The organism is Mesorhizobium sp. B1-1-1 (assembly GCF_006442955.1).
Classification (GTDB): domain Bacteria; phylum Pseudomonadota; class Alphaproteobacteria; order Rhizobiales; family Rhizobiaceae; genus Mesorhizobium.
In genome coordinates this window covers 39,136-65,870 of sequence record NZ_VFWW01000009.1, presented here as the reverse complement: position 1 = coordinate 65,870, position 26,735 = coordinate 39,136, and the positions used below count along the sequence as shown (strand labels likewise).

Here is a 26,735-nt window from a genome sequence, read left to right as displayed (position 1 = left end):
GGAACTTATCGTGAACATACACTAACACTGCTTAAGTCGTCGGAATTTTTTTGAGGGAAATCATGGCTCGGACTTGGAATCGTGATCGTGCTGCGAAACGCATTCAAACTAGGCTGAGTGAAGTCCGCCTCGAGGACATTGAGATCCGTAAATACGTTCGCGACATAAACCTCGACAACCTTCCGCGCACGGTAGCTTATCGCGTGGATGGCGTGCATTTGTATGCCGATATCGTCAATCTCGATGATATGTTGAACGTAACGACCGTGGAGGGTGAAACCTGCCACAAACGGACCTTGCGTTTTCTTAACCTCCATTATCGCGCGGTGCATCGAATTCTGCAGGAAGTCGACGCGCTTTTCGTTGATTTTCACAATCAGCGCTTACATTCAGTGGTCACCAAGCCGTACGACACTGAAGACGGGCGTATCCATCGCGCCGTGGCAATTGGTCAGTTGATCATTGATGTCCTGAAGCGAACAGGTGAGGACGCCGACCACCCTGCGGCGAAGGTTCGAGTGGGTATCGACAGTGGGAAGGCCGTTGCCGTCAGCAATGGCCGTCGCGGCCACCGCGAACCACTTTTTTTGGGTGAACCCGCCAACCATGCAGCCAAGCGGGCTGGGGGAGGGAAAGCTACCGGGATTTATCTGACGAACCTCGCGCGCAAAGTGATTGGATTGAAGGACGTCGACAATCCAGACGTCAATCCGCTTTCGGCGTCGGAAATCGAAACATCGCAAAAATCAGCCAATCTGAGCGTGACAGCAGATCAGATCGTCTCTGAGTGGAAGACTGACTTGACCAACAACCCAATTGGTTCTTTCAGCTTCAGCGGTCACACGCCGCCGTACAGCACTCTCGATATTGAAACGCTGTCGGTCCGGAATTCGCGCCGGCAAGATGCCGCGACAGTTTACGGCGACATCGACAACTTCACCAACTACGTCAGCGCAAACATTGGCGACGACAGTGGTGCAAAGCACGTCGTGCGCGCTCTTCATGTCATTCGCAGCGAGCTCGATGCCGTTCTTCACAAAGACTTTTCAGGCCGGAAGGTTCGTTTCATCGGCGATTGTGTGCATGGCCTTCTAGTCGAGGGCACTGCTCAGACTACCGATAGCGAGACGACGATCAGCAATATGGTGCTCTGCGCCGGTGGGATGCGAAGCAGTTTCGACCTGGCAATCGAGAAACTGCAAGATGACGGCACTGATGCGACAGACCTTGGGCTTGCTGTTGGGTTCGAATTCGGACCGATGACAGTCACGAGACTCGGGGTAAAAGGCGCGCTTGTCCGGTGTTCTGTAAGCCGGGGAGTCATACAGGCGGAACGGGAGCAGCATCGTTGCGGAGAACATGAAACCGCTATCGGGCAGAATGCTTATGACAAAGGCAATGATGCAGTTCGCGGTATTTTTGGTTCGAGGCGGAAGCGCGCCAATTTGGACTACGATGTAGCCGTTACCGAGTTGTCGTCCAAGGGCGACAAGGTCGCCAAAGCAGCGGCGGCCTTTGCAACCGCCGGCTTACTGAAACCAGCGTCGGCTCCCGCAAGTCCCTACAGTTTTCAGAATCGCCCGACCGGACCAGCCAAGAAAGACGGCTTTTCTTGATCTGGTATTTTCAGAACGCGGATCGATCGCGGCACGAGCGGCTCGCCATCGAAGCGCTCGTTGGGGAAGTCCAATGGTTACGCCCGCTCGATTGGCGAATCGATGAACATCTTCGTTTGGTTTGGGACGCCGACATCTTGATCGGAGAACGCATATTTCCGATTTATCTTCGATATCCCAACCATTTTCCTCATTCACCGCCGCTCGTGATGCAACGAGGCGATACGTCTAGATGGTCCAGCCACCAGTGGGGAGCTGGCGGTGAGTTATGTCTTGAAATTGGCGCCGACAACTGGAACTCGGATTTTACAGGCGCAGATATGGTTCGAAGTGCCTATAGTCTGCTTGAAATGGAGGTGGAGCGAATACCAAGCTCCGAAATTCCATCTCGGCATCAGACGACCCTCGGCCAGGACCTTCGTTGGACGGTGAGCCGGCTTGCAGCGACGACATCTTTGCTGGAATTTGCCGCCACTCAAGACGTGCCCCTGGAAGGGAAGGTCGACTGCATAGTACACGACGAAGCCGTCATATATTACGCTTCACTTTTTGCTCGGAATGGTGCCGAAGTCTGGCGTGACGCGTCAATCCCAAAGCCCCTCCGAGCGGAATCCTTCAACATCGACGGGGTTCTAATTCCATGGCCGTCGGCAACGAGCCTTCCAACCATTGCGACAGTTAAAGACTTTCGCGCTGACTTGGCTGCCCAATGGTTCCCGCTGGATGATAATAGAAGGGTTGTCCTGCTTATGCAGGGCAAAGCGCTTCACGCCTTTCGGATGTATGGAGACTCCGTTTCCAAGGTGACCATCGTCGGTCCCGAGCTAGTCGTGGATCGACTGGGCGAGGACCATCGCTCTCTCTTGGAAAGGAAGGTGGCTATCGTAGGCTGCGGATCACTCGGTAGCAAGGTTGCAGCGAGCCTTGCCAGATCTGGCGTTGGGAATTTTCTTCTAGTCGATGATGACGTTCTTATGCCCGGTAACTTCGTGCGGCATGATCTCGATTGGCGGGATATCGTGACACACAAAGCAGACGGCGTTGCACGTCGCGTCCAGTTAGTGAATCCGATGGCCCAAACTGACATTCGTCGACAGCGGCTTGGCGGACAGGAGTCGAGCGGTAGTCTCGAAGGGCTCATCGAAGTCATCTCGCAGTGCGACCTTATTGTTGACGCGACATCTAGCGCAGAGGCGTTCAACTATCTGTGCGCCGCCGCCGAAAGTGGTGCGAAGCCAATGATATGGGCGGAAATTCACGGCGGGGGTATCGGCGGCCTGATCGCTCGTCATCGGCCAGGCATTGAGCCCGGCCCAGCACTGATGCGGCGAGTGATCGAAAATTGGTGCGCCGAGAAGGGACTCGTGGTTGAGCGCCCCGAAAGGTCATATGAGGATCGAAATGTAGGCATTCCTTGGGTCGCAGATGATGCAGATGTGTCTGTTATCGCAGCTCACGCCTCGCGATTCGCGATCGACCTGTTGATCCCTCGCTCGCCATCCATTTTTCCACACTCAGTATATTTCATCGGGCTTGCGGAAGGATGGCTGTACAGTGAGCCGTTCCATACGGAACCTGTTGACGTCGGACTGGCCTCTCAGGTTATTGCGGAGCAGAACATTCTCGACGAAGCCGACGTAGCTGCCGAACGGGCACGTATTATCCAAATACTTGGGAGATCATTTGGTCAAACTCCTCCTGCCGGATGATATAGCGTCGCGGCTCAATATCGCGCTGGCGAAAGCTAGACGCCAGGAGATCGGTGGTCTTATCGTCGGCGAGCACGTGACGGACGAAACGTTTCGGATTGTCGATATTTCAATCCAGACGAGCCATGGCACTCCCACACATTTCGAACGCGATCCTGTATTGCACGCGGAATTCCTGCGAGAATTTTTCGAGCGAACAGGCAGAGATTTTGAGCGGTACAATTATCTGGGTGAATGGCACTCGCATCCGAGCTTCGACCCGATCCCAAGTGCCGACGATGTCAGGACGATGCGATCGATTGTAAGCGACCCGAAAGTAGGCGTGAATTTCGCTGTCCTGTTGATTGTCCGTCGTACCGGCTCCACGAGGCTCGCCCTATCGGCGACCGCATTTTCCCAATTACTTCCTCCTGAGTCGGTGACCGTCGTCGGTGATGTTGGCACCGCAGCAAGGAAGAGGAGCCTCATGGAAGCCAGTCTGGATTGGCTCAGGAATTTGGTGTCTTAACGCCGAGTTGCCGCACGATTTTTCGGATTTGCGTGCAAACCGGTCCAAGGCGTGACGCCAGCGTGCTGGGATCGCCCGTTGCGAAAGACGCTGGCGTCAGACCATGGAGGTCCGACGGAAGGTTTATCCCCGTTTGGCGCGGATATACTAGGATACTGCGACGCCGACCAAGGCGTCCCATGAACATGCCAAGCTCAAAGAGCACGTTGTCTCGGATGGCAGAATTGCGAGCGCCTCGGCTGGTTTCGACGATGTCCTCGAATAGTGCGACCGCTACACCGAAATCGCTTTCGGCCACGGCTAGTTCCAGAGATTCAAGCGGATAGCCGCCCGCCCAGAAGACGCCGTTCGGCCACACGGTTGCAAGTACGTCATGCTGGAGACCGGTCTGGATTTCATTCGCAACGTCGAGCCCCTCCACAGACGACATTATAAACATCCTCGGCTTCTCGTTGGGGGTCGTCATGAGTCGATTGCGATCGAATAGCCGCCGCGACAACTCTTGGGCTACGGATTTCCAGATCAAACCCGGAAACTTGTCAGCCAAAGCCGAGAATTCTGCCCCCGACATCTTTATCGCTACGACCGTATCTTCAGCGAACACTGAGGCGGACCGCCGCTGGGAAGGCTCTATCGCGGCCATCTCGCCGACGTGCGCACCGGCCTTTAGAGTTCGCACCTCTTGACCTTTGACCACTACAGAGACGCCGCCGGCGACAAGAAAGAACACGTCGTTGTCCTCACCGCCTTCGGCAATGAGCGTATCCGCGGCCTTGTATTCTACGAGCTCGCCAGCCGTCGCGATTGCCTCAGCGACCGCTGCGTCACCACTGTCAAACTGCCGCTTCAGACTAGCGATAAGCGCCGAACTGTTGCCGCCTTCAAACCGCTCTTTCATATTCCCTCCCGGCAATGCATTTGTCTGAATCCTATGTATGTATTTGCTGGGCCTACAGGAAATGTTCGCGAGGGTACGAGGCTATGGAGTGGCCGGAGACGGCCAAATTATGAGCCGCGTGGTCCTAGGTTGCCAAAACTAGTGCCGACTGCTGAAGATTCTACGAGAATCTAGACGAAGCGCCGTTCCGGTAGATTGCCGATCTTCACTCGATGGTCCAACGCTCCCGTTGAGACGAGGTAGCCCATAATGCCGTCCTTTGATTTGATGAATGCCAACGTAGACTGCCCACTCGGGAACGTAATTTGTCCGGACGCGATCTCCAGCGCTGCGCTTTCTCCGGCGTAGTAATGGAACGTAATTGGGCGCTCCGTAACCTCAATCTCCAGTGCGTAAGTGCATGTGATATCCTTCACTTGGAAGCGCTGGCCCAGAGCGTCGATGACGTACAGTCCGTCCATCGGAGCAACGATTTGACTGTTGAGGGTCTGGCGGGTCGGATTGCGGGCCTCCGGGGGCAATTTGTCCATGATGAGGGATTGAATACCCTCGCCGGGGTAGGGCAAGCCGTCAGACGTATAGACTGCGGATGGATTCGTGACCTTTCGCCCGTTTTCCACCACGCCAACGCAGGCCCCGATCGCGGTGAAGTTGTAGAATTGGCCGACGATGGTGACGGTGCCAATCCATTCAAAGGATTCCGCCTCGGCCAAGTCCATGCATGTCAGGTTCAGTGCCTTTGCCTTGGTGCGGGCGGTGCGTGTAAAGCCGTTCGCAGCAACAACGATTCCGCGATGGATTCCAGTCTTTTCACACTTCTTAGCGAAGGCCTCAATCTGAGGAACTCCCACCTTTCGCCCTTGGTCCCTGCATTCAATGGCCGTCAGGTTGGGCCCGTGATGAGTACGACGGATAATCACCACGTCATGTTCGCGAAGCCGCCCGGTGTCCTTGTCGGGTAACCGTAAGGAGGAATCCACCGTCACGCCGTCATGGTGCGCGAACATACGCTCCAGGGTGGCAACGAAATTATGGAATCGCTGACCAGGTCGTTCATGAGAGGCGGTTTCTTTCACGGCGCAAATAGTACCACCATGGTGTCAGCGTTGCATCCCGTCTAAGACTTTGGGCTGGAGTTTATCCGCGACGATTGGCGAAGAACGTGTTTCTGGCCCATGGGGTCAGTCGGAGGAACGAGTGTCTGTCGGCGACGGTGCGACGCACCGAAGCTTGGCCGAGAATGAAGTCAACACGGGTTGAGGCTGACCGAGCGCCGTCGCCTTCAGGGTTGCGGGGATCCTTGCTGCGACTTTGGCTTGTTCGGCGAGCGTTGCGGGCGCCTCATGGGCTTCTCAGTAATAACTATGATTGAAGAGGTCGAGACCCCAGAGGAACATGTCTGAGTCAAGCGACGGCCCTGATCCCACGTCAGGGAGCATCGCAACATTTCGATGAATGGAAACGGGGGTTGTTCCTGGTTTGTGCTCAAAAAGCCGCATAAATGGCAGTCTGGTGCGACGTCCGGAATTATTGAGCATTTCACGGGGTAACCAGTCCGGAATTATGGGTTGCTGGCGGGCGGGCGATTGAAAACAGGAGAGTTTTCTGGCTGAGGGTAGGGGTTTCCGATCAAAGATCGAGTTTACTAATGGCCTCAATGACAGTTAATTCTGGATTGGCATTAAGCGATTGGATTTGCGTAGAATATAGCCGCCCTTATTGGTAAACCCGCTCACGGTCGACAACGGATTGGTCGACCCAAGACGACAGGATTGGTAAAACCTGAGCACCGAGGTTCAGCTCTATACTTCCTCCCCAATCGCTTGAGACTTGAGCCAGATGGCGTCAGTATCTCAGCGTTGGCGCTTGCGCACGACGGCGACGGCCTGATTAATTCCGGACAGCGACAGATAATTCTGGACGGCACACCATGCGGAGGCACTTCGCTTTGCGGTCCCAAACCATCACTTCTCAACCAAGCTGTTGCTCTGGCTACAAGGGCTGTGAGGTGCGGACCTGTGATTTGTCAAATGCAGGAATCCCTCGCTATTACTTGTCCCCGATGTGCAAGGAAGGCCTGCTCGTGAAGGTCGGTAAGGGCGGTATCGCGCCGCAGTGGTCGATGCGCCTGCTGTTTCAAGGGCCTCACGCATCTTGTCGACACTGCTGACCCGAGCATCCTGGCCGGCCTCAAAACGATTGCCGTAGTCCCTTCACTCCGGCCGCCTTGACTAGGCCGAGAGTGCTTCTAAGCGCGTCATGCGCTTGCGATCTACATCGCTTTGGGGTCATGTCCTTCGACCCGAATGCAAAGCTTGCCGCGCCATATTCGTCCTTGACGCCACAGCTCATGAACGAGCGACGCCAAATGCAGGAGCAGACGCCTCAGAGTTTGGCCAGCGTAGCCAGCATCGCGATAGTCCGCAATGTAGTTGTCGACGTGAGGGAGTGAGGCCGCAGCCTCCACCTCGTGGCCCTTACGCTGCAGTTTCTTGACGGTGCGTGCTCTTATATAACGTGAGCCGCCAATGACCACAATTTTCATGTTGCGTCTCCTTGCCAGCATTGAAACCAAACATGCTCGCCGTCGTGCGTGCCGTTCCCGGTCAGCGTTTCGCCACTATCCTTTGCCGAGATCGTGAGGAAGTCGTGCCCGGAAGCCATTCGTTTCGTCTGGAGGTCTATCGCCTCGCGCTGGAAGGAAGCGCCGGCCTCCTCAAGCGCGATGTGGTCAGCCGAACTGCAGGCGAAGGAACTGTAGTAGAGTTTCACGATCTTTCTCTTGTCTGAATGCAGATGACGTTCCGCAAATGGAGGGGCACGAGCCCGTTCGGCCACTTGGCGCCGGTCGTTCCGGATAGCGCGTTGGAAGGCTCGCACTTGGCAGGAAAGACGGCTACGGTGCAGACAGGTAGGTATGCCTATGCCGAGGTGTGAGCGCGCCGAGACAATTGTTCTTTGATTGCCGCGCGCGCCAAGCCTGGCGTGAGAAATGGTCGCCGGAAGAGCCAAGACCGCCTGTCGCCGCATGGCGTTCTCGGTTATCAGGCCAATCCTTCGCTGAGGAAATAATAAGCGAAAGTATCGGGCGCACACACTGTTGGCACAATGACTGATATCCCGCCTCGGCCCCCATGGTGCCACTTGAGCAAAGAGATGACCACGGCCGCAGACATGCCTGCTCGATTGCCGCCGGCGCGATGAAGCACTTTCCAGCAACAGAGACCTTCATCATGAGCAATCCTGGCGAACCCGAAAGACGGCCCGCCGAGCTGGTGTTACCTGTTGAAGACCTTGCTACGGTCGAGGTCGATTTCTCTTCGCTGGTGCCCGGCACATCTGTGGTCGCGCAATGGCGCGGCAACCGGCGTGAGCATCGTCAGCGCTTGGCGCAGCACCTATCACGGCTCGCGAATTCACACTGCATCCTAGTGCGGCCATGCCAAAGCCGCGTCCTATGAAGCCTACTGGCCCTGGAGCTCGAACCAGCGAATTGATGTCCGGTGGCGTTCCCGGCTTCCCCCAGTAGGTTAGTGGGCGCCGCCGGCTGCTATATGACCCGGCTTCTTTAGCAACAGGACGGCCGACAACGCGATTATTAAGCTAACGCCAAGCAGGAAGAAGGTGTCGTTGAAGGCCATGACGAAGGCCTGCTGGCGTACCCTCAGCGCGATCGCAGCAATCGCTTTTTGTGCAGCGAGCGCCTGGTCGTTGATACCATGCGAATGGAAATAGGCGGTGAGCCGCACAATGCGGACGCGCGTTGCCTCTTGAAACAGGGATACCGATTGTACCAGCACGTTCGAATGGTACTGCTCGCGCTTGGTGAGGAAGGTTTGCAGCAGCGCGATGCCGACGGCGCCGCCGAGGTTGCGGGTCATATTGAACAGGGCCGAGGCAGAGCCGGCATTTTCCGTCTCGATGCCTGACGTGGCTATTGCCGAAAGCGGCGCCAATATAAGGGCTTGGCCGATGGCGCGCACGATGTTCGGCCAGAACAGCTGGTCGCCGGCATATGCTCCGCTCATGTGGACGTTCATGAAGTTGGATGCGGCAAACAGGGCGAAGCCGATCGCGATGACGAGACGGATGTCGAAGCGCTGCATAAGGCCAGGTACAAGCGGGATCAGGACAAGCTGCGGCAGGCCGGTCCAGGCGAGCACCATGCCGATCTGCTCGGCATTGTAGCCCTGAATGCGGGCGAGATAGACGGGTACGATGAAGACCGATCCGTAGAGCGCGACACCAAGCAGGAAGTTGGCGAGGACGCCGAAGCCGAAGTTGCGGCGTACCAGCAGTCTGAGGTTCAGCAGCGGATGGCTCGAAGTCAGCTCGATCCAGACGAACAGGGTCAGCGACACCGCGGCGACGATTGCCAGCCGCGCGATAAAGGGCGAGCCGAACCAGTCGTCTTTGTTGCCTTCCTCAAGTATGGTCTGCAGGGCCGCCAGTCCGATGGCCATGGTGACAATGCCCGGCCAGTCGCCTTTGGCGAGCAGGCCAAGCCGCATCGGTTGGCCGTCGAGCGAAAACCACAGCATGCCGACCATCAGCGCGCCCGGCACCAGGTTGACGTAGAAGATGTATTGCCAGCCCCAGTTCTCGGTGAGATAGCCGCCGATGGTCGGGCCTATCGCTGGCGCGAAGGTGGCCGACAGCGCGAACAGGGCCAGGCCGATCGGCTGCTTGGCTTTCGGCAACATCGTGATGACAATGGTGAAGGCGAGCGGGATGAGCACGCCGCCGGTAAAACCCTGGATCGCTCGTAGGACAATCATCTGACCTAGATTGGCGGCGAAGGCGCAGGCGACCGAAAAGACGAGGAACAGCACCGCGTTGGTGATCAGATAGATCCGCAGCGAGAAGACCTGAGACAGCCAGCCGGTCAGCGGGATCACCACAATCTCCGCTATGAGGTAGGACGTCGAGATCCAGCCACCGTCATCGATGCCAGCCCCAATCGCCCCCTGGATGTCGGCAAGCGAGGCATTGACGATCTGAATATTGAGCACGGCCATGAATGCTCCGAGAGCAGAGCCGACCACCGCCACCCAGACCCGCAGCGAATTGGCGGCACCAGCAGATCCGGCCGCGTTCTGGACGTCGCCGGCCGACGTCGGAAGCGAGGAGACGGCGGTTTTCATTGCTGCAACTCCTCAAGCGCCAGTAAGAACGGCGCCAGTGTCAATCATCGCGAAACTGAGGAACGACCGTCGGCCAGCACGGCCGCTTTGGTGTTAATGGTCGGCTCGACGGACATGCCGGACCTGAGCAGCCCGTCGAGCTTGTGATTGTCGATGGAGATCCTCACCGGGATACGCTGCACGATCTTGGTGAAGTTGCCGGTCGCGTTGTCGGGCGGCAGCAATGCGAATTCCAGGCCGCTCGCCGGCGACAGGCTGTCGACCTGACCAGTCAATTCGACGCCAGGGAAGCCGTCGACGGCGACGCGCACCGGCTGCCCGGGACGCACATGAGCGAGCTGCGTCTCCTTGAAGTTGGCGACGACATAGACGGCATGCAGCGGCACCACAGCCATCAACTGCGTGCCTGATGCCACATACTGTCCAACCCTGAGCGTGCGCGCGCCGACCGTGCCGTCGACCGGTGCCGTGATTGTGGCATAGGAAAGGTTCAGTCGGGCCTGATCGGAAGCTGCCTCGGCGCGATCCGTTTGGGCAACGGCACTGTCGCGCTCGGTGGCGAGTACGTCGATCTTAGCCTTTGCGGCGGCTAGGGAAGCCTGGTCGCGCTGCAACCCGGCGATGAGTTGATCGGCCTGGGCGCGGCTTGCTTCGGCTTTCTGCGCAGTACCGGTGCCGCTCCTTGCCAACGTCGCATAGCGGTCGGCGTCGGTGCTGGCGAACGCCAGCGAAGCTTGCGTTGCGGCGACTGTCGCCTTTGCCTGCAGGATCAGCGACTGCTGGAGCGCGATCTGTGCGTCGAGATTACGGACGGCCGCCTCGGCGGCCTCGACCTCGGCATCAGCCTGGGCGAGCGCGGCACGGAAGTCGCGGTCATCGATGCGGGCGAGAACCTGCCCGGTCTCGACAGTCTGGTTGTCATGCACCGGCACATCGGCAATGTAGCCCGATATCTTCGGCGCCACCGTCGTGTAGTCGGCTTTCAAATAGGCGTCGTCGGTAGACTCCAGATACCGGCCTGCGGTCCAGTAGCCATAGCCCCAATCACCTCCCGCGGCTGCGCAAATCAGAAACGTCGCCGCGAATGCGATCCGCTTGAGGCGGCGGCTCCTAGATACCGCCGCAGTGACGTCGCCGGGAGTAGCTTCCGTACCAACCGGCAAGGCACTCGGCTCTTCCGCCGAGGGCCGAGCTGGCTGCTCGACGAAGGCAGCCGGCCGCGGCTGAGGCACGGCCGCGCCGGGTGCGTTGGAGAAGTTGGTGGTCGCGGGCATCTCGGACATCTCATTCGTCCTGACGTTCATCGTGCTTTGCGCAAGAGCGGAATGCCCCTGTGCTCAAAAATCGGAAGCCGGACAGGTAAGAAGCTCGCCTGCCTCTTCGTTGGCTGCAGAGAGAAACCGGAAAAACCCCTGCTTTCGTCGTCCGTACCTCGTCCGGTTGACACGGCTCGAAGTACATATTGCGATATCCGAGCCGAAAATCATCTGCACCAGCGTATAGGGAGGTGGCTGCGATAGCAGCGATGAAGATGGTCGTTCTGATCGTTCTCTTGCTCCTGTTTGTGAAGGGGGATTGCCTGCCGATCGGAGCGGCAGCCAGACTGGGCTCTTGTCGGGGGGAGGCGGCGCGAGCCTACGACCTGACTAGGGTGAGCAGGTCAGGATTTGATAGTGTCGGCCTGCGTCGTGCACATGCCGTGCGGAAATTTCTCATAGACCTTGAGTGTTGCTCGCTTCAGTGTTCGCGAGAGTAGCGCCGAGTCATGGATCGGAACGATCTAGTCGTCGTCGCCATGCATCACGAACGGAGACAAGTCGATTGACTTGGAGGTGTTCGGTGAAGTGGGTCTCCGAAAAGGCCTTGATGAATTGAATCTGGGCATTGGCGGCGCCCATCATGTGTGAACGACGCTCGCAATGGCTTCGCGTCGGATCGGTTGAACACTTAGAACGGGCCGCTCGCAAAATCGAGATAGAACTGCGCCCGACTTGCAGCGCTTGGCTCAGCCCGTCAAAAACTTCGATAGGCAAACCACTTGGATTGGCAGGCGTCTCAAGATCGGTGGCACTGCCGGAGGCCGGCATCGCGATCACCCTGAAGCCGGCATTGCGATACACGCTGTGGACGGCCGATCTTGGCAGCTTGGAGGCGAGCGGGCATTTGGCCTTTGCCCCGAACGAGTGTTGCGGCAAACATTACGAAAATACCGGCATGGCGAAGATGAATTTCACGGGGAGTTCCGGGGACTGCTCAGCGTAGTTGAGGCGAGGCCCGAGGCTTTCTGTATGTCGGTGAAGGCATGCGTTTTTAACGGCTAGGTTTTCGATTTCTCCGCGTGAAAGGCTATAGCTTCAATCGGGACGTGTAGGTGCCTCACCCGGAGGTTTGGTCACTCACATCTCATGGATTTCCATGAGGTGCGGCTGCGGCGTGGTCCGGTTAAGATCGGAAAAACGAATTCACGAGCCCAGATGGTCAATGATGAGAGTTAAAGAAGGCGCTGACAGTCTCCGCCTTTCATTGTCCGGCAGGAGAAGACAATGACGACAGCGTTCAACTCGCTTGGCGAACCCGACGCGGAAGCGTTGCGGGCGGCTCGGATCATTGAAAGCGTGGTCGGCAATGGGTGGGCGACAGACGCGGCCGGCAGATTCAGCTATGTTACTCCCAGCACGCTATCGCTTCTCGGCACGACGCTGGAGGAGTTCAACACTTCGTCAGAAGGTGGCCCCGCGGGTTGGAAGCGGCTAATCCATCCAGACGACTATGACCGAGCCGTGGCCGAGTGGCGTCGCTGCCTGCAGACAGGTGAGCACTACAATGTGGAGCACCGCATTTTGCGCGCGAGCGGTGCTTACGGTTGGAGCCGAATCTCCGGACAGCCGCTGTGCGATAGCGAAGGTAACGCCGTTGCATGGTATGGCACATTGATTGAAGGCGATTCGCCGTCCGCAGCCACAGAGCGATCCGCTGACGTGATCATTGCGGCCGAGAAGGAAGCAGCCTCCGACGCTCACCATTCCCTGAGACTGGTCCATCCGGACGACCGGACAGCGGCGGCGCACGCAGTCGCCCGCGCGTTCTGGACAGGTGTCCCCCAGGTAACGAGGCACAGGCAACTGCAGGCCGACGGAAGTTATCGCTGGAACGAGACCCGATCGGAGCCCGGCTACAGTGTCAGTGTGGACATTGATGATCTGGTGACAGATGGGGAGCCGCTTTCCGGGGCGAACCTGGATCACTTGGTTGAGAACAATGCCGGGCCAATTCGATCGGCGAAAATCGTTGAAAGCATATTCGGGAACGGATGGGCGTTCGATGCGGCGGGTAGATGGATCTACCTGCATCCGTTCGCGCTGAGCTCCCTCGGGGTGACGCTGGAGGATCTGAACGCTCCATTGAACGAGGGGTACACCGCCTGGAAGCGTTTGCTTCATCCAGACGACTATGAGCAGATCGCGGTTACCTGGCGCCATTGTCTGAGGACCGGCGATCATTTCAATGTCGAGTTTCGCTTTCGGCGCGCAAACGGCACCTATGTATGGGCCCGAACCGCCGCGCGGCCCGCGCGCGACAGCCAGGGTCGTATCACGGGATGGTATGGAATCGCGCTCGACAACGATGTCTACAAGAAAACCGTGGCGGAGCTGCGCGGTCGGGAGCGGGAACTTTCTCAGCTCGTCGACATGGTCCCAGTCCAGATCAGACGGCTGACGCCTGAAGGCGAGCCGACCTTCTTCAACAGACGTTTGCTTGACTTCTTCGGTCTCGACGGTGTGGCGGATCTGGACAAGCCGGGGATGAGCCGGCAGGCGGCGGCCATACAGTCCCTCGTCTATCCCGAAGATGCGGCACGCCTCCTGGAGACCGTCCGCCACTCTCTGGCTACCGGCGAACCATACTCCATGAAGTATCGAATGCGCCGTGCGGACGGAGCGTACCGCTGGGTGGATGGACGCGGCGAGCCGCTGCGTGATCACAGCGGCGCGATTGTTCAGTGGTATGTGATCTCTATCGACGTCGACGACGAGATGCGCGCACAGGAAGCGTTGCGCGACCGGGAGCGGGAACTCTCGCAACTGGTCGACATGGTGCCGAGCTTCCTCTGGCGCCTGTCTGCGTCGGGCGAGCCGGTCTTCTTCAGCAAGCGAATGGTTGAGTATCTCGGCCTTGACGTAGGAGGATACGAGAATGTCGGAGGAAATGGCCTGAAGGCGGCCATTGCGGCTGTCGTACATCCCGATGACGCCGCCACGCTGGAAACAGCGATCAACCACTCGGTCACCACCGGGGAAAGCTTCTCCCTGAACTATCGCCTGCGTCGTGCTGACGGCGTCTTCCGATGGATGTCGGGCCGAGCGGAACCGATGCGGGACGAGTGTGGGACTGTCGTCCAATGGTACGGTCTTTCGCACGACATCGACGACCAGGTGAGGGCAGAAGAAGCGCTGCGGAAAGCCAACCGGCAACTGGAGCAAATGATTGACGCTGTGCCCGTGAATCTCCTGAGCTTTGCCCCTTCAGGCAGGATCACCTACACCAGCAAGCGATACCTGGAGAAGGTCGGTTCGCCACCGACGCACATCAATAATTTCGATGCCCTGGCCCGGGACCTGGCCCATCCTGAAGACTTTCCGACAATGTTTCGGAGGGCTTCGAATGGCTTTGCGTCCGGCCAGCCTTTCGTGAACCGCTTTCGTCGACGCGAGAAGGATGGCGTGTACCGCTGGATAGAAGCACGAGCGCAACCGTTAAGGGATACCGATGGCGCGATCGTTCAATGGTATATGGCTTCAATCGACATCGAAGATGAGATGCGGGCGCAGGAGGCATTGCGCGAAAGAGAGCGCGAGCTTCAGCAGCTTGTCGATGCCTTGCCGGTCCACATCTGGAGCTGGACGCCCGATGGCAAGCTTGCGTACGTCAATAGGCGGTCTTTGGAGGAACTCGGCATCTCCGGGGCAAACTTCGAAGACTTCACGAGGGTGGCTCGAGATCTGATTCATCCCGAAGACGCTCTCGAGGTGCTCAATAGGTCAGCCAGCTGCCTCAAAACTGGCGACTCCTTCATCATGCGGTATCGCCGGCGTTGGAAAGACGGCAGCTATCGCTGGATAGAAGGGCGTTGCGAGCCTCTGCGCGATCGGGACGGAGCCATCGTTCACTGGTACCAGGTCTCCATCGACATCGACGAGGAGATGCGCGCACAGGTGGCGCTGCGCGAGAGAGAACGTTCGCTGTGGCAGCTGGTTGAAACGCTGCCGGTGATGATCGATTGCGCCGCACCGAATGGTGAGCCGATATATCGAAGCCGTCAGCTCCGCGAGTTCCTCGGATATGAGTTGGAGGTATTGGACGGTAAGGGAAAATCCCGCCTTTCCGGGACACTCGACGAAGGCGTTCATCCTGACGACCTGGCGGGCGTCAAAGCGAACTATGCTCATTCGTTGGCCACTGGCGAACCGTATGCGCGGAGGCACCGTCTGCGTCGCTTCGATGGCGAATATTGCTGGGTCGATACGCGCGCGGCACCGATGCGCAATGCAGAAGGGGCGATTGTTCAGTGGAACGTCGTCTGTCTGGACATCGACGGTGAAGTTCGCACGCAAGAAGAGCTGCGCCTGGCGCAAGAGAGACTTGCACGCGCGAGCCAGGCGGCGAGTCTCGCCGAGCTTTCAGCCTCTATAGCGCATGAGGTGAACCAGCCTCTGGCGGCTGTTGTCGCCAATTCATATGCCTGCCAGCGTTGGCTCACGGCCGATCCGCCAAATATCGAGCGGGCGCAGAAGACTGTGGAGCGTATTATCCGTGATGCCAACTCAGCTGCGGATGTCGTCAGCCGTATCCGCGCCTTATTCAAGCAATCGGCAGACGCGATGGCTTACACAGCACTCGACAGCGTCATCGCGGAGGCGCGCGACCTCATCGCCGAGGAGGCGGTGCGGCGCCGTGTTCGTCTGGATATCGATGTCGAAAGCGACCTTCCTATTGTCGCGCTCGATCGGGTGCAGATCCAGCAGGTTCTGGTGAACCTCATCCGCAATGGGATCGAGGCGATGGACTCTGTTACCGGTGACAAGGTTCTTGGACTTCGCGTGGGCCGTATAGGGGACGCGATCCAGATCGAGATCAGCGATTGTGGCCCGGGCATTGAGTTTCCTGACCGAATATTCGAGCCGTTCTTTACGACGAAAGAGCATGGCATGGGCATGGGACTCGCGATCTGCCGTTCGATCGTCGAGTCCCATGGCGGACGGTTGTGGGTGGAGAAGAACGACCCGCACGGAACGGCGTTCGTCTTCACGATGCCAGTTGAAATGAAAGCGGCAGCATGACGCCCCACGATCAAATGGTCTTCATCGTCGATGACGACGTGCGTATTCGGGAAGCGCTTGGTGAGCTTCTGGAGTCCCATGGCATGCGCGCCGTAGCGTTCGGATCGGCCGGCGACTATGTCCTTGCCGACAAGCCGGACGTCCCCGCCTGCCTGATCCTCGATGTGGAATTGCCTGACATCAACGGTCTAGATCTGCAGAAGCAGATCGCCGAGGGCGATCATCCGCCGATCGTCTTCATAACGGGGCATGGCGACATCCCGTCCTCTGTGCGTGCGATCAAGCACGGCGCTGTGGACTTCCTGACAAAGCCTTTCAGCGATACGGACCTCATGGTCGCGATCCGGGCAGCGATCGCCCAGGACCGGGAAAGGCGATCAGAGCGCGCCGAACTCACCGTGTTGAGGCAACGCTATCAAGAGCTCACGCAGCGAGAACGCGAGGTGCTGCCGCTCGTTGTGAGTGGCCTGCTCAACAAACAGGCCGCGGCTGAGTTGGGGATCAGCGAGGTCACGCTGCAAATCCATAGACGGAACGTGATGCAGAAAATGGTTGCGGCATCACTCGCTGATCTCGTGCGCATGGCGGAGCGGTTGGAGATACCGATCAGCCACTCTCGACGAACGGGAGGGAACGGAGTGTGAGCAAGGTGCGACCTGTCGTGGCGATTGTCGATGACGACCCAAGATTGCTCGAGTCGCTCGAGAACCTTTTGGAGTCTGCGGGCTATGCTGCCCGCATCTTCTCGTCGGCGGGATCACTGCTCGTCAGCGGGCTGTCTGACGTGGACTTGCTCATTACCGATATCGGGATGCCTGGTACGGACGGCTTTGAACTTCGTGACTTGGTCAAGAAGACGCGTGCGGACCTGCCGGTGTTCCTGATCACCGGTCGTCACGAGATAGCCGATCAGCACCGCGCCAAAGGCATCAGCGGGTTTTTCCGAAAGCCTTTCGATGGCCAGGCCCTGCTTGCGGCTGTGAGCGACGCTTTACGCAACCAAGAACCGAGGGATGAACATGAGAGTTGACCAACCGCTCTTGCAGAGATCGACGCCGGTGTCACGGCAGCGGAACGCCGAGCCGCAGCAGCCGCTCGTCATCATTGTCGATGACGATGCGTCTGTTCGGGAGGCACTGTCGGAGTTGATACTGTCGATGGGCTTTGAACCGGTCTGCTTCGCTTCGACCCGAGAATTGCTCGACGCTGACGTCTTGGACAGCCCCGGTTGCTTGATCCTCGACGTCCGCATGCCAGGGGCAAGCGGCCTGGATCTACAGCACCATCTTGCGTCAAACGGCAATCCCAAGCCCATCATCTTCCTGACTGGGCATGGCGACATACCGATGACTGTCCAGGCGATGAAGGCGGGCGCGGTGGATTTTCTCACCAAACCGGTGCGCGACCAAACACTCCTTGACGCCGTGATCGCGGGCATTGCGGTGGATGCCAAGCGGCGGGCAGATGCGGTGGTCGTCAAGCGCAACATCGAGCGTGTCGAGACGCTGACCCCGCGCGAGCGCGAGGTGCTGCATGAAGTGGCGCGTGGGCGCCTCAACAAACAGATCGCTTTCGACCTCGGCATCAGTGAAGTGACCGTCAAGCTTCACCGCGGCAATGTCATGCGCAAGATGGAAGCAGCTTCCATCGGAGAGCTGATCCGGGCCTGGGAAACGCTGCCCCCGCCGATGCGCGAGGCCGGCGCGGCCAGGACTTTCGAAAGGGTGAACCTCGCCTCCGTCCGATAGGATCGCCCAGCGGCTGGCGCTTCTCCGTTAAGAGTAGCCTGCCCAGGACGATCCGGACTCAGACAAATTTTCATGAAGTTTAGAGCGATGATCGCCGCGTGTAACCTGGTGTTGAGGCTACACTACCAAGCTCTTGCCGCGCATCGCCAGCTAACGGCGGCGCATTGGGAAAGCTTTGGAGCGGAGTATCTCCATCACGGCGACTATCGCTAATGTTGTGCTTCAGCCAGCCGCGAAGCTTAGTATGCTGGTGGCAGGAATTCGATCAGGGCCCTTGTGACGGCGGCCGGCTGCTCCTCCGGAACCCAATGGCCTGAGCCTTCGACTACTACGGCCCGTACGTTTTCGGCGACGTGGCGGAGATGGCCTTCGTACATCGATGCCAGGCCACCCGAACCGCTTATACCGAGTACCGGCATCGTCAGCTTGTGTTTTGCAAAGGCTTTGTTCTGTTCTTCGTCACGCGGGAAAGCCCGGTAGTACTCGAAGCCTGCGCGCAATGCGCCAGGCTGGGCATAAGAACGGCCGTAGACTTCGTCGGCTTCGGTGTCGAACGCGCGAGTATTTACCCCCTCTGCATTGTGAAACCACTTTAAATACTCAAGCTCGCGACCGGCAATGAGCATTTCCGGCACGTCGCGTACGGAGTGGAAGCGAAAATGCCAAGTGCGAGGGCCTTGGATCAATTCGTTCCACGGTTCGATGCCTGGCAGCGGGACGTCAACGATTGCCAGTGTGGTGACTTCCCCCGGGTGCTGCGCCGCATAGGAATAAGCGACCATGCCACCCATATCGTGACCGACGAGATTGAGGACCGGACCAAGGTTCAGCTGATTGACAAGTGCTCGAATATCCTCGGCAATCGCCGCCTTTTCGTAGCCGGCCGCAGGCTTGGCGGTGTCCCCCAAACCGCGCAAATCGGGCGCAAGTACCGTGTAACCGCGCGCCACCAGTTGCGGCATTACAAAGCGCCACATGTATGAGGTCGTGCCCCAACCATGCAACAACACCACGGTTTTCGGGCCGCCTGCTGCCAGCAAATAGTGATAGGCCACACCGTTAACGTCGGCCTTGCCGTCGACGATACGTGCCGACAGGTCGGTCGATTGCCCGAGCGGCACGCCGGAGTGCGGTGCGCTGGCAGAAGTCGATGGCCCGGCAGCAAGAACCGCAATGAGGAAACCAGAAAGAAAGCTAAGGCGCATAAAGCACTCCGGGGTTGTGAGGTACAAAGTGCTCCAAGAGCGGCAAATGCCGTGCAATTTCTATAAGGCGAAAGCTTTAAAGCCTTTGTCGTTATAATAACGCGTTGTACACCTAAGCATATTGCGCTCTGGCCGGCGGTGAGTTGATTACTCAACATGAGGACCACGTAGGCGAAACCTATCGCGGTCCGTTCGGGCGGTGACTTGCTCGCGATCAGCCGCTCCTCGTTTTGAGAAGAATCCTCATACGGCTTGATAGGTCGTGTTTGTGACAGCCGCACGCGGCACGTCGCGCACGAACCAACGTCATCGCATCATTTGCCCCATCTCAGCGACAGTTCCAGCACCTCGGCGTACCTACCCTGCACCTTGGCATCGTACGACAGATGCTTGCGTAGAATAGGTTCGCGGGGCGGATCGGCGCATCTTCTCCCTCGCAAGCCATCACGATCATCGGGCGTCGCCGCTCCTTCGCCCGCTCCTCCCCCCGAAAGCGACGGTGCAGGTCGACCCGGTGATCGTGATGGTGAGCCGACCCGAGAAGCCGCTCACCAAGGATGGACACGATGAGTATGGATGGACTTTTCACCCTCGGTGCAACCCGCCGCGACGTCTTGTTGGCCAGTTTTTCAGCAGCGGTCATAGCCGGACTGCCAGTCGCTTCGTCATCCGGCGCCCAGCAAAACCCACATGTTCCCACCCCTCAATCAGGACGCAAAACAATGAGCACCATCACAACCAAGGACGGTACGGAAATCTATTACAAGGACTGGGGTAGGGGTCCGCCAATAACCTTCTCACACGGCTGGCCGCTGAATTCCGACGCCTGGGATGCACAGATGCTCTTTCTGGCCCATAATGGCTTCCGCGTGGTTGCTCATGACCGGCGGGGCCATGGCCGCTCCAGCCAGGCCACCTCCGGCAACGACATGGATGGCTACGCGGACGATCTTGCAGCCGTGATCGAGGCGCTGGATCTCCGGGACGCCACGCTGGTCGGGCATTCAACCGGGGGAGGCGAGGTCGCTCGCTATATCGGGCGGCACGGGACGGAACGCGTGGCCAAGGCTGTTCTTATCGCCGCTGTTCCGCCGATCATGGTGAAAACGCCGGCCAATCCGGAAGGTCTGCCGATCGAAGTGTTCGACGGCATAAGGGCCGGCCTCCTCAAGGATCGCTCGCAGCACTATCTGGACCTCGCACAGCCGTTTTATGGTGCAAACAGGCCAGGCGCCACGGTCTCCCAGGGGGTTCTGAATCAGTTCTGGCTCTGGAGCATGCAGGTCGGTCTCGTGAATGCATATGAATGCGTCAAAGCGTTCTCCGAAACCGACTTCACCGAGGACCTCAAGAAATTCGATATACCGACCTTGATCCTGCATGGCGAGGACGACCAGATCGTCCCGGTCAAGGATTCGTCAGTCAAGTCGGAGCGGCTGATCAAGGGCGCAAAGGCCATATATTACCCCGGCGCGCCCCACGGGATCACGGCCACACACCAGGACCAGGTGAACGCCGATCTGCTCGCCTTCATCAAGGGCTAGTGCTCTCAAGCGGCGGTCATGGCTGGCCGCACAACACCGGTGCGGCCAGCCTGACTATGAAAACTCAGCATCGATGGCTCCTGGAGATGCTTTCTGGTCTCAGCCGTCCGAGTTCACGCTGAGAACTGCGGTTGGCAACTGCGGCGGCTCTCGTGAAAATCATCAGAGGCAATGCAAATGGGTATACTTTCAGGAAAGACCGCGTTGATCACCGGGGGAAACAGTGGGATTGGGCTATTCGCCGCGAAAGCTTTCGCGTCGGAGGGGGCGCAGGTCGTAATCACCGGCCGGAGACAGCGTGCGGTCGAGGAGGCAGTCTCCGAGATCGGAGCCGGCGCACTGGGCATTCAGGGTGATGTAGCCGACGTGGCGCACCACGAGGATGTCGCGCGACAGATCCATCAGAGGTTTGGGGCGTTCGATATCTATATGGCGAACGCCGGCGTGAACACCATCACGCATTCGTCGGCAGTTTCCGAAGCCGAGTACGATGCGCAGTTCTCTATCAATGCGCGCGGCGTCTTCTTTGGTGTGCAGAAACTGATCCCGCTGATGCGCGATGGCGGCGCAGTCATACTGACGGGATCAATCGCCAGCGAGAAGGTCTTGGAAGGCCATGCCGTTTATGCAGGCTCCAAGGCAGCCATCGGCGCCTTCGCGCGCAGTTGGGCGATAGAACTGAAATCGCGTCGCATACGCGTCAACGTGCTCAGCCCCGGCCCCGTGGATACGGCTATTCTCGACAAACTGGGTGTCCCGGCCGAAATGCGAGCATCCTTCGAGAAGTCCATGGCCGAAGCAATTCCCCTTGGTCGAATGGGCCAGCCGGAAGAACTGGCAAAAGCCGCTCTGTTCCTGGCATCGGACGCAAGCAGTTTTGTCACCGGTGTCAATCTGCGGGTCGACGGCGGAATGGCATTGCTTTGAGCTGGGGTAGCCAAGTCGCTGCCGTTTGACGGTCGAGCGTCGATCGCCATCCCACTCGGCCAGATCCAAGGTGAAAGGTGGTTTTATAGCTCCCCGGTCTCAGAACCTGTGTCAGGGCCCCCACGCACTTTCAAGGTCCTTTGGAAAGCGTGAAGAGGACCGGGGCGACGCCCCGGTCCTTCCAGGTTCTACAATTTTCGGGTGCTAGTGACCCCAGATGCCCTGGCCCGGGTCCTTGCTGGGAGCAATCGGCTTGCGCACGGTCTCCTGCACGCCGGCATCGTTGCCCGTCTTCCTGATCGAGGAGGTGTGCATGCTCTCGGAAGAAGTTGCGGGTTGCTGGACCGAGTTTGATCCGTAGTGATCGCTTCCGGCGACGGCGTTTCCTGCTGCAACAAGAAGGATTGCGGCAGCAAGAGATGTGTTCTTCATTTTGGTAACTCCATGGTTAATTTTGGATCGTATTCACAATAACAATATAAATGCTGCGTCATTGCGGAACGATCAGACGATGTGGCTGTTTGATCCATACGAAAGCATGGGCTGTGAAGGCCTAAGGTCAGGGGCAATGTCGTTCGCGGTGGGAGTCTTGCCGTTACGCCGGGGCGGCAGTGGTGTTTGGAGGCAGCAGCTCCATGGATTTGTATTGGTCACGAACCCCTGCGCTGCCGGCGATCCGCGTGCGGAATACCCAGGTCACCTGATCGCAGCGATGACCCACCCTGCACCTTGGCATCGTATGACCGACCATTCCGCACAATAGGTCGGCGCCCCGGATCGGCGCATCCTTCTCCACATTGGTCAAACGGAAGGCCGACAAAGGAGAAAGCAAATGCGAAATGTCACTGGAATCCTGGCGCTGGCCGCCGCGCTTGCCGTCGCGGGTGGCGCAACGGCGCAGGCGGCCGGAGCGAAGCCCAAGCCGACGATCGTGCTGGTGCACGGGGCCTTCGCCGAATCGTCGAGTTGGGACGCGGTCATAACCAAACTCGGCAGGGACGGCTATGTGGCGAAGGCGGCAGCCAATCCCCTCCGCAGCGTCGCCAGCGATGCCGCGGCGGTCTCGGCCATCATCCGGTCGGTTCCCGGACCGATCGTGCTGGTGGGGCATTCCTACGGCGGACCCGTGATCACCGAAGCCGCCAACGGCAATCCCAATGTGAAGGCCTTGGTATACGTGGCCGGATTCGCGCCGGATAACGGCGAATCGAGCGCCACCTTGTCCAGCATGTTTCCCGGCAGCACTTTGGCAAGCGCGCTTGCTCCAGTCGCGTCGCCGAACGGCGGCCAGGATCTCTTCATCCAGCCGGACAAATTCCGAGCCCAGTTCGCGGCTGACGTTCCCGAAGAGCAGTCGTCGCTGATGGCCGCCACCCAACGCCCGATCGCGCAGGCAGCCCTGGCCGAGCCCTCGGGCGTAGCTTCATGGAAAACGCTGCCGTCCTACATGATCTACGGCACCGATGACCGAAATATCCCGGCAGCCGTCATGAGCTTCATGGCCAAGCGCGCGCACGCCGTGAAGACGGTCGTCATCGAGGGTGCGTCCCACGCGCTCATGGTCTCGCACCCCGACGAGGTCACCTCACTTATCGAGGACGCCGCATCGGCCAGCGAGTAGCTCGCCGGAAAGCCGACATTCGACCAACACCCCGCAAATCAACACCCTCAACAAAGGAGATTGGAAATGAAGATCGTCGTCATCGGCGGAACCGGGCTGATCGGTTCCAAGACTGTGGAAAGACTGCGCAGGAAGGGACACGACGTGCTTGCGGCCTCACCGAATTCGGGAGTGAACACCGTCACCGGAGAAGGGCTGGCCGTCGCTCTTGCCGGGGCACAGGTCGTCGTCGATCTCGCGAACTCACCGTCATTCGAGGAAAAGGCCGCGCTCGAATTTTTCGCGGCATCCGGGCGTAATCTTCTTGCAGCCGAAGCGGCCGCCGGCGTCCGCCATCACGTCGCGCTGTCTGTGGTCGGCACCGACCGGCTGCAGGACATGGGGTATTTCCGCGGCAAACTGCTTCAGGAAAAGCTGATCAAGGAGTCCGCTATCCCCTACACGATCGTGCACGCCACACAGTTCTTCGAGTTCACCGCCGCCATCGCAAACACCGGCGCCGTAGGGGATACCGTCCACATGTCACCGGCGTACTTCCAACCAATGGCAGCCGACGACGTTGCCGATGCGATGGCGGACGTCGCCCTAGCAGCGCCAGTGAACGGCACGATCGAAATTGCCGGCCCCGATCGCGTTCGTATGAGCGAGCTCGTCGGTCGCTTTCTAAAGGCCACCAACGATCCGCGCAAAATCGTCTCGGATCCTGGCGCTCTCTACTACGGTCAAGTGGCAATCGACGATCAAACGCTTGTCCCCGGCGAGAACGCGCGTATCGGCGCCGTCCACTTCGACGACTGGCTCAGCCGATACACGCCACCGGCGTAAGTACTGAACGCCGGTTTCGCGACCCATCAGACCAGCATTCCCTAGCTCTCATTCCAACAAGGATATCGGACATGATCAGGAAACTCCTCTGTGCAGCGCTCGCCGCCGCATCCGTCACCGCAGCAATGGCCAAAGACGCGGACAGCGTGAAGCTCGTCTACGACCACGCCCTTCCAAATGTGCCCGGCAAGAGCTTGAAAGCCGTGCTCGTCGAGTACGGGCCGGGCGGGACATCGCCGGCGCATACCCATCCCAGTTCCGCGTTCATCTATGCCACGGTGCTGGAGGGGGCGATCCGAAGCCAGGTCAACGGTGGGCCCGTGAAGACGTACCGTGCAGGCGAAAGCTTCTCGGAATTTCCGGGCGACCATCACGCCGTCAGTGAAAACGCCAGCAAGACGGAACGCGCTCGCCTGCTTGCGATCTTCGTCGTCGATACCAACGAGACCAACCTGACGACCTACGCGAAATGAACTGGTGACGCCCTTGCCAAGGTAAGGGCGTCAAACCGACACACAATCGGCGAAGGAAAGGCACTGACATGGATGCGATCGCCAGGCGCACGCTTGCAGGGGTTTCGGTCCCCGATACGCCGCTTGTCGGCCGGGCGATCGAACATGCCCGCCAGCTATGTGAACCGTATTTGTTCAACCACGTGGTTCGATCATGGCTTTTCGCCGTCCGCATCGCACAGGTCCAGAACATCGAGCACGACGGTGAAGTTGTTGCCGTCGGAACCCTGTTGCACGACGTCACGCTCAACGAGACCTTCGCCGGGCCGCGCCGTTTCGAGGTGGAAGGCGCCGATCTGGCTCGCGCCTTCGTCCGGCAAGGCGGCTTCGACGAGCGTCGTGCTCAGTTGATATGGGACAGCGTCGCACTCAACTCGACGCCGTCGATCGGCCTCTACAAGGAGGCCGAGGTGGCGCTGTGCACAGCCGGCATCTGCCTTGATGTCGTGGGCCTGCAATACAGTTTCATCTCTTCCGCCGAGATAGCCAGGATCGTCGGCGAATTTCCGCGTCTTCAAATGAAGCGGCGGATGACGCGATGCTTTTGTCACATCGCCAAGGTGAACCCGGAAACGACCTACGACAACTTTGCCCGGGATTTCGGTGAGCGCTTTGTGGCCGGCTACAAGGCGCCGTCTTCCGTCGATTTTGTGATGAACACTCCCTTCGAAGAGTAAGCGAAACCTCGAACCTGATCTCTCCGGCTGCGGCCGCGAGACGCCTCAAGAGGGCATCATGCGAATTGACAGTCTACATCCAGAAACATCGGCGCGCCTTGCGGCGGTCGACCTCGACACGTCGCTGCGGGCAGCCGCGCTATGGCTGTCCAAGCCGGCCATAGGCCTGGTTGTCGTATGCCATGGCAGTGGCGAGGCGGCAGGCGTGCTGAGCAAGTCCGACCTTGTCCGTCATCTGGCGAATTCGGGGCCGGCGGAAGCGCCGGTATCGACACTGATGAGCCGGTCTTTCGTATCCTGTGGGCCCGATGACGACCTGCATTCGGTCTGGCAGACCATGACAACACAGCGGCTCCAGAACCTACCGGTGCTCGGCGGCGGCGCCAAGCCGATAGGCGTCCTCGATATCCGCGACGCGATGAAGGCGCTCTTCCAACAGGAAGAGCTCCAGGAGCGGCTGCTCGCCAACTATATCGGGGGCGTTGGCTACCAATAGAGGAGAATCTCGCGACGGTGCGATGAGCACGAAAGAGCGGGAGATCTGTCTCGCGAGATGTTTGGTCCCCCACTGGCGATGGTCCGCAGATCGCGGGACATATACTGCAATATGGTTTGGCTTCTTACTCGATCTAATCGACCACTCCCGTCCTCTATTGTACCGTCTTCAAGCAACTGAATTCTGCGTGAGCAAACATGAGGGTTACAATGTCTCGTCCGGAAGTGAAAGTGGATGTCTTCGACAGCCCGCCCGAGATTCCACGAGATGGCCTGCCCATTCAGCTAGCGACCGCCGGCATCGTTCATGACCTTGGCAATCTCATCCAGGTCGCCTCGTCGGCATTGAATCACCTGGCCCGTGACCCGAGCGTCTCGGCGGCTCCAGCGCTTGGGCATGTAATTTCGGGCGCCAGAACTGCCCTGGAACGAGCCGGCGCGCTTGTCCGCCAGACTATCAGTTCCGCCCGAGAGAGCCGCAGAGAAAGCGAATATGCAAATGTCGGCGCCTGTCTGGCTGAAATCGAGACCCTCATTCGAAGTGCGTCGGATCCCAAGATCCGCCTCGAGGTTCGAGTGACGCCGGACTTGCCTTCAGTGAGGTGCAATCGCCTGGATTTGCAGAACGCGATTCTGAACCTGGTATTCAACGCGCGCGATGCATCTCCCAACGGAGGCCTGATCTCGATAAATACCGCAGTGGTCTTTGATGGCTCCTCAGCCGCTCAGGTGGATATCACCACCGCCGACCACGGTGTGGGAATGACCGCCGAGACGATTGCCTTCGCATTCGATCCCTTCTTCACCACAAAAACGGAGGGCCTCGGCGGCGTCGGCCTGCCAATGGTCAAGCGCTTTGCCGAAGAGTCAGGCGGAAGCATCGATATTCAGAGCGCGCCCGGGGCAGGCACAACTGTCACGCTACGTCTGCCCGCGATGCGATAGCGACCGGGCAAGCTACATCCAGC

The 26,735-nt window shown here is 58.9% G+C and carries 24 protein-coding genes and 1 pseudogene; 17 read left to right on the top strand and 8 right to left on the bottom strand.

What is annotated here, in order from left to right; translation table 11 throughout:
* The first annotated feature begins 62 nt into the window (after nucleotides 1-62).
* Genes FJ986_RS19455 through FJ986_RS19445 form a run of 3 tightly spaced genes read left to right on the top strand, consistent with a single transcriptional unit; the run spans nucleotide 63 to nucleotide 3,833 of the window.
* Nucleotides 63-1,616 (top strand): adenylate/guanylate cyclase domain-containing protein, encoded by a 1,554-nt coding sequence (locus tag FJ986_RS19455; RefSeq protein WP_224656322.1) that lies wholly within the window; start codon nucleotides 63-65, stop codon nucleotides 1,614-1,616.
* The gene (locus FJ986_RS19450) at nucleotides 1,613-3,325 is read left to right on the top strand and encodes a ThiF family adenylyltransferase (protein WP_140523110.1); all 1,713 of its coding nucleotides are present in this window, start codon (nucleotides 1,613-1,615) and stop codon (nucleotides 3,323-3,325) included. The genes FJ986_RS19455 and FJ986_RS19450 overlap by 4 nt, the downstream gene beginning before the upstream one ends.
* Nucleotides 3,300-3,833, top strand: a complete 534-nt coding sequence (locus FJ986_RS19445; protein WP_181165402.1) for a Mov34/MPN/PAD-1 family protein — start codon at nucleotides 3,300-3,302, stop codon at nucleotides 3,831-3,833. The genes FJ986_RS19450 and FJ986_RS19445 overlap by 26 nt, the downstream gene beginning before the upstream one ends.
* Here the strand turns inward: FJ986_RS19445 and FJ986_RS19440 are convergent.
* The gene (locus FJ986_RS19440) at nucleotides 3,814-4,731 is read right to left on the bottom strand and encodes a TIR domain-containing protein (RefSeq protein WP_140523116.1); all 918 of its coding nucleotides are present in this window, start codon (nucleotides 4,729-4,731) and stop codon (nucleotides 3,814-3,816) included. The genes FJ986_RS19445 and FJ986_RS19440 overlap by 20 nt on opposite strands.
* 170 nt (nucleotides 4,732-4,901) lie before the next feature.
* On the bottom strand, nucleotides 4,902-5,807 hold the full coding sequence (locus tag FJ986_RS19435) for a restriction endonuclease (RefSeq protein ID WP_140523118.1): 906 nt from the start codon (nucleotides 5,805-5,807) through the stop codon (nucleotides 4,902-4,904).
* An 854-nt stretch (nucleotides 5,808-6,661) separates the two neighbouring features.
* On the opposite strand from FJ986_RS19435, the gene FJ986_RS31175 reads away from it, so the two are divergent.
* Nucleotides 6,662-6,901, top strand: a complete 240-nt coding sequence (locus tag FJ986_RS31175) for a type IV toxin-antitoxin system AbiEi family antitoxin domain-containing protein (RefSeq protein ID WP_347439601.1) — start codon at nucleotides 6,662-6,664, stop codon at nucleotides 6,899-6,901.
* Nucleotides 6,902-7,003: 102 nt separating this feature from the next.
* On the opposite strand, the gene FJ986_RS19425 is transcribed toward FJ986_RS31175, so the two are convergent.
* Nucleotides 7,004-7,276 carry an SDR family oxidoreductase gene (locus FJ986_RS19425; protein ID WP_140523121.1) on the bottom strand — a complete coding sequence of 91 codons (273 nt, stop codon included), beginning with the start codon at nucleotides 7,274-7,276 and terminating at the stop codon, nucleotides 7,004-7,006.
* A gap of 32 nt (nucleotides 7,277-7,308) precedes the next feature.
* Here FJ986_RS19425 and FJ986_RS19420 point away from each other — a divergent pair, with 32 nt between their 5' ends.
* Nucleotides 7,309-7,521, top strand: coding sequence for a hypothetical protein (locus tag FJ986_RS19420; RefSeq protein ID WP_140624922.1), 213 nt, complete (start codon nucleotides 7,309-7,311; stop codon nucleotides 7,519-7,521).
* A 740-nt stretch (nucleotides 7,522-8,261) separates the two neighbouring features.
* Here the strand turns inward: FJ986_RS19420 and FJ986_RS19410 are convergent.
* The 3 genes and pseudogenes from FJ986_RS19410 to FJ986_RS19400 all read right to left on the bottom strand — a co-directional run.
* Nucleotides 8,262-9,875: an MDR family MFS transporter gene (locus tag FJ986_RS19410; RefSeq protein ID WP_140523129.1), complete on the bottom strand. Its 1,614-nt coding sequence runs from the start codon at nucleotides 9,873-9,875 to the stop codon at nucleotides 8,262-8,264.
* A gap of 44 nt (nucleotides 9,876-9,919) precedes the next feature.
* On the bottom strand, nucleotides 9,920-11,158 hold the full coding sequence (locus tag FJ986_RS19405; RefSeq protein ID WP_140523132.1) for an HlyD family secretion protein: 1,239 nt from the start codon (nucleotides 11,156-11,158) through the stop codon (nucleotides 9,920-9,922).
* 352 nt (nucleotides 11,159-11,510) lie between these two features.
* A pseudogene (locus tag FJ986_RS19400) lies at nucleotides 11,511-11,932 on the bottom strand (alpha/beta hydrolase); the annotation flags it as partial.
* A gap of 486 nt (nucleotides 11,933-12,418) precedes the next feature.
* Between FJ986_RS19400 and FJ986_RS19395 the strand changes: the two are divergent.
* The 4 genes from FJ986_RS19395 to FJ986_RS19380 are packed head-to-tail and all read left to right on the top strand — an operon-like array spanning nucleotide 12,419 to nucleotide 17,961.
* Complete coding sequence (locus FJ986_RS19395; RefSeq protein ID WP_140523137.1) at nucleotides 12,419-16,213, top strand: PAS domain-containing protein; 3,795 nt, start codon at nucleotides 12,419-12,421, stop codon at nucleotides 16,211-16,213.
* Nucleotides 16,210-16,857: a response regulator gene (locus tag FJ986_RS19390; RefSeq protein ID WP_023767341.1), complete on the top strand. Its 648-nt coding sequence runs from the start codon at nucleotides 16,210-16,212 to the stop codon at nucleotides 16,855-16,857. The genes FJ986_RS19395 and FJ986_RS19390 overlap by 4 nt, the downstream gene beginning before the upstream one ends.
* Complete coding sequence (locus FJ986_RS19385; protein WP_013896619.1) at nucleotides 16,854-17,243, top strand: response regulator; 390 nt, start codon at nucleotides 16,854-16,856, stop codon at nucleotides 17,241-17,243. Before FJ986_RS19390 ends, FJ986_RS19385 begins: the two co-directional genes overlap by 4 nt.
* A complete protein-coding gene (locus FJ986_RS19380) occupies nucleotides 17,233-17,961 on the top strand; it encodes a response regulator transcription factor (protein ID WP_140523140.1) in 729 nt (242 codons plus the stop codon). The genes FJ986_RS19385 and FJ986_RS19380 overlap by 11 nt, the downstream gene beginning before the upstream one ends.
* 239 nt (nucleotides 17,962-18,200) lie before the next feature.
* On the opposite strand, the gene FJ986_RS19375 is transcribed toward FJ986_RS19380, so the two are convergent.
* On the bottom strand, nucleotides 18,201-19,166 hold the full coding sequence (locus FJ986_RS19375; RefSeq protein WP_140523142.1) for an alpha/beta hydrolase: 966 nt from the start codon (nucleotides 19,164-19,166) through the stop codon (nucleotides 18,201-18,203).
* A 566-nt stretch (nucleotides 19,167-19,732) separates the two neighbouring features.
* On the opposite strand from FJ986_RS19375, the gene FJ986_RS19370 reads away from it, so the two are divergent.
* A complete protein-coding gene (locus tag FJ986_RS19370) occupies nucleotides 19,733-20,710 on the top strand; it encodes an alpha/beta hydrolase (RefSeq protein ID WP_140523145.1) in 978 nt (325 codons plus the stop codon).
* A 177-nt stretch (nucleotides 20,711-20,887) separates the two neighbouring features.
* Nucleotides 20,888-21,637 (top strand): glucose 1-dehydrogenase, encoded by a 750-nt coding sequence (locus tag FJ986_RS19365; RefSeq protein ID WP_140523148.1) that lies wholly within the window; start codon nucleotides 20,888-20,890, stop codon nucleotides 21,635-21,637.
* Between the two features lie 204 nt (nucleotides 21,638-21,841).
* Here FJ986_RS19365 and FJ986_RS19360 read toward each other — a convergent pair whose 3' ends face one another.
* Nucleotides 21,842-22,069 carry a DUF680 domain-containing protein gene (locus FJ986_RS19360; protein ID WP_013896614.1) on the bottom strand — a complete coding sequence of 76 codons (228 nt, stop codon included), beginning with the start codon at nucleotides 22,067-22,069 and terminating at the stop codon, nucleotides 21,842-21,844.
* Nucleotides 22,070-22,487: 418 nt separating this feature from the next.
* Here FJ986_RS19360 and FJ986_RS19355 point away from each other — a divergent pair, with 418 nt between their 5' ends.
* From FJ986_RS19355 to FJ986_RS19330, 6 genes are all read left to right on the top strand, one after another.
* Nucleotides 22,488-23,258 carry an alpha/beta hydrolase gene (locus FJ986_RS19355; protein ID WP_085984582.1) on the top strand — a complete coding sequence of 257 codons (771 nt, stop codon included), beginning with the start codon at nucleotides 22,488-22,490 and terminating at the stop codon, nucleotides 23,256-23,258.
* A gap of 66 nt (nucleotides 23,259-23,324) precedes the next feature.
* Nucleotides 23,325-24,083: an SDR family oxidoreductase gene (locus FJ986_RS19350; protein WP_140523151.1), complete on the top strand. Its 759-nt coding sequence runs from the start codon at nucleotides 23,325-23,327 to the stop codon at nucleotides 24,081-24,083.
* A gap of 71 nt (nucleotides 24,084-24,154) precedes the next feature.
* The gene (locus FJ986_RS19345) at nucleotides 24,155-24,556 is read left to right on the top strand and encodes a cupin domain-containing protein (RefSeq protein ID WP_140523153.1); all 402 of its coding nucleotides are present in this window, start codon (nucleotides 24,155-24,157) and stop codon (nucleotides 24,554-24,556) included.
* Between the two features lie 68 nt (nucleotides 24,557-24,624).
* Nucleotides 24,625-25,272: a hypothetical protein gene (locus tag FJ986_RS19340; protein WP_140523156.1), complete on the top strand. Its 648-nt coding sequence runs from the start codon at nucleotides 24,625-24,627 to the stop codon at nucleotides 25,270-25,272.
* 58 nt (nucleotides 25,273-25,330) lie between these two features.
* Nucleotides 25,331-25,768, top strand: a complete 438-nt coding sequence (locus FJ986_RS19335; RefSeq protein WP_140523159.1) for a CBS domain-containing protein — start codon at nucleotides 25,331-25,333, stop codon at nucleotides 25,766-25,768.
* A 209-nt stretch (nucleotides 25,769-25,977) separates the two neighbouring features.
* Nucleotides 25,978-26,712, top strand: coding sequence for an ATP-binding protein (locus tag FJ986_RS19330; protein WP_140523162.1), 735 nt, complete (start codon nucleotides 25,978-25,980; stop codon nucleotides 26,710-26,712).
* Nucleotides 26,713-26,735: the final 23 nt, after the last annotated feature.

Coding starts and splice junctions, on each gene's coding strand:
- FJ986_RS19455 (WP_224656322.1), top strand. CDS start 63: ATGGCTCGGACTTGGAATCGTGATCGTGCTGCGAAACGCATTCAAACT.
- FJ986_RS19440 (WP_140523116.1), bottom strand. CDS start 4,731: ATGAAAGAGCGGTTTGAAGGCGGCAACAGTTCGGCGCTTATCGCTAGT.
- FJ986_RS31175 (WP_347439601.1), top strand. CDS start 6,662: ATGCGGAGGCACTTCGCTTTGCGGTCCCAAACCATCACTTCTCAACCA.
- FJ986_RS19425 (WP_140523121.1), bottom strand. CDS start 7,276: ATGAAAATTGTGGTCATTGGCGGCTCACGTTATATAAGAGCACGCACC.
- FJ986_RS19420 (WP_140624922.1), top strand. CDS start 7,309: ATGCTCGCCGTCGTGCGTGCCGTTCCCGGTCAGCGTTTCGCCACTATC.
- FJ986_RS19410 (WP_140523129.1), bottom strand. CDS start 9,875: ATGAAAACCGCCGTCTCCTCGCTTCCGACGTCGGCCGGCGACGTCCAG.
- FJ986_RS19405 (WP_140523132.1), bottom strand. CDS start 11,158: ATGTCCGAGATGCCCGCGACCACCAACTTCTCCAACGCACCCGGCGCG.
- FJ986_RS19395 (WP_140523137.1), top strand. CDS start 12,419: ATGACGACAGCGTTCAACTCGCTTGGCGAACCCGACGCGGAAGCGTTG.
- FJ986_RS19390 (WP_023767341.1), top strand. CDS start 16,210: ATGACGCCCCACGATCAAATGGTCTTCATCGTCGATGACGACGTGCGT.
- FJ986_RS19380 (WP_140523140.1), top strand. CDS start 17,233: ATGAGAGTTGACCAACCGCTCTTGCAGAGATCGACGCCGGTGTCACGG.
- FJ986_RS19375 (WP_140523142.1), bottom strand. CDS start 19,166: ATGCGCCTTAGCTTTCTTTCTGGTTTCCTCATTGCGGTTCTTGCTGCC.
- FJ986_RS19370 (WP_140523145.1), top strand. CDS start 19,733: ATGAGTATGGATGGACTTTTCACCCTCGGTGCAACCCGCCGCGACGTC.
- FJ986_RS19365 (WP_140523148.1), top strand. CDS start 20,888: ATGGGTATACTTTCAGGAAAGACCGCGTTGATCACCGGGGGAAACAGT.
- FJ986_RS19360 (WP_013896614.1), bottom strand. CDS start 22,069: ATGAAGAACACATCTCTTGCTGCCGCAATCCTTCTTGTTGCAGCAGGA.
- FJ986_RS19350 (WP_140523151.1), top strand. CDS start 23,325: ATGAAGATCGTCGTCATCGGCGGAACCGGGCTGATCGGTTCCAAGACT.
- FJ986_RS19345 (WP_140523153.1), top strand. CDS start 24,155: ATGATCAGGAAACTCCTCTGTGCAGCGCTCGCCGCCGCATCCGTCACC.
- FJ986_RS19340 (WP_140523156.1), top strand. CDS start 24,625: ATGGATGCGATCGCCAGGCGCACGCTTGCAGGGGTTTCGGTCCCCGAT.
- FJ986_RS19335 (WP_140523159.1), top strand. CDS start 25,331: ATGCGAATTGACAGTCTACATCCAGAAACATCGGCGCGCCTTGCGGCG.
- FJ986_RS19330 (WP_140523162.1), top strand. CDS start 25,978: ATGTCTCGTCCGGAAGTGAAAGTGGATGTCTTCGACAGCCCGCCCGAG.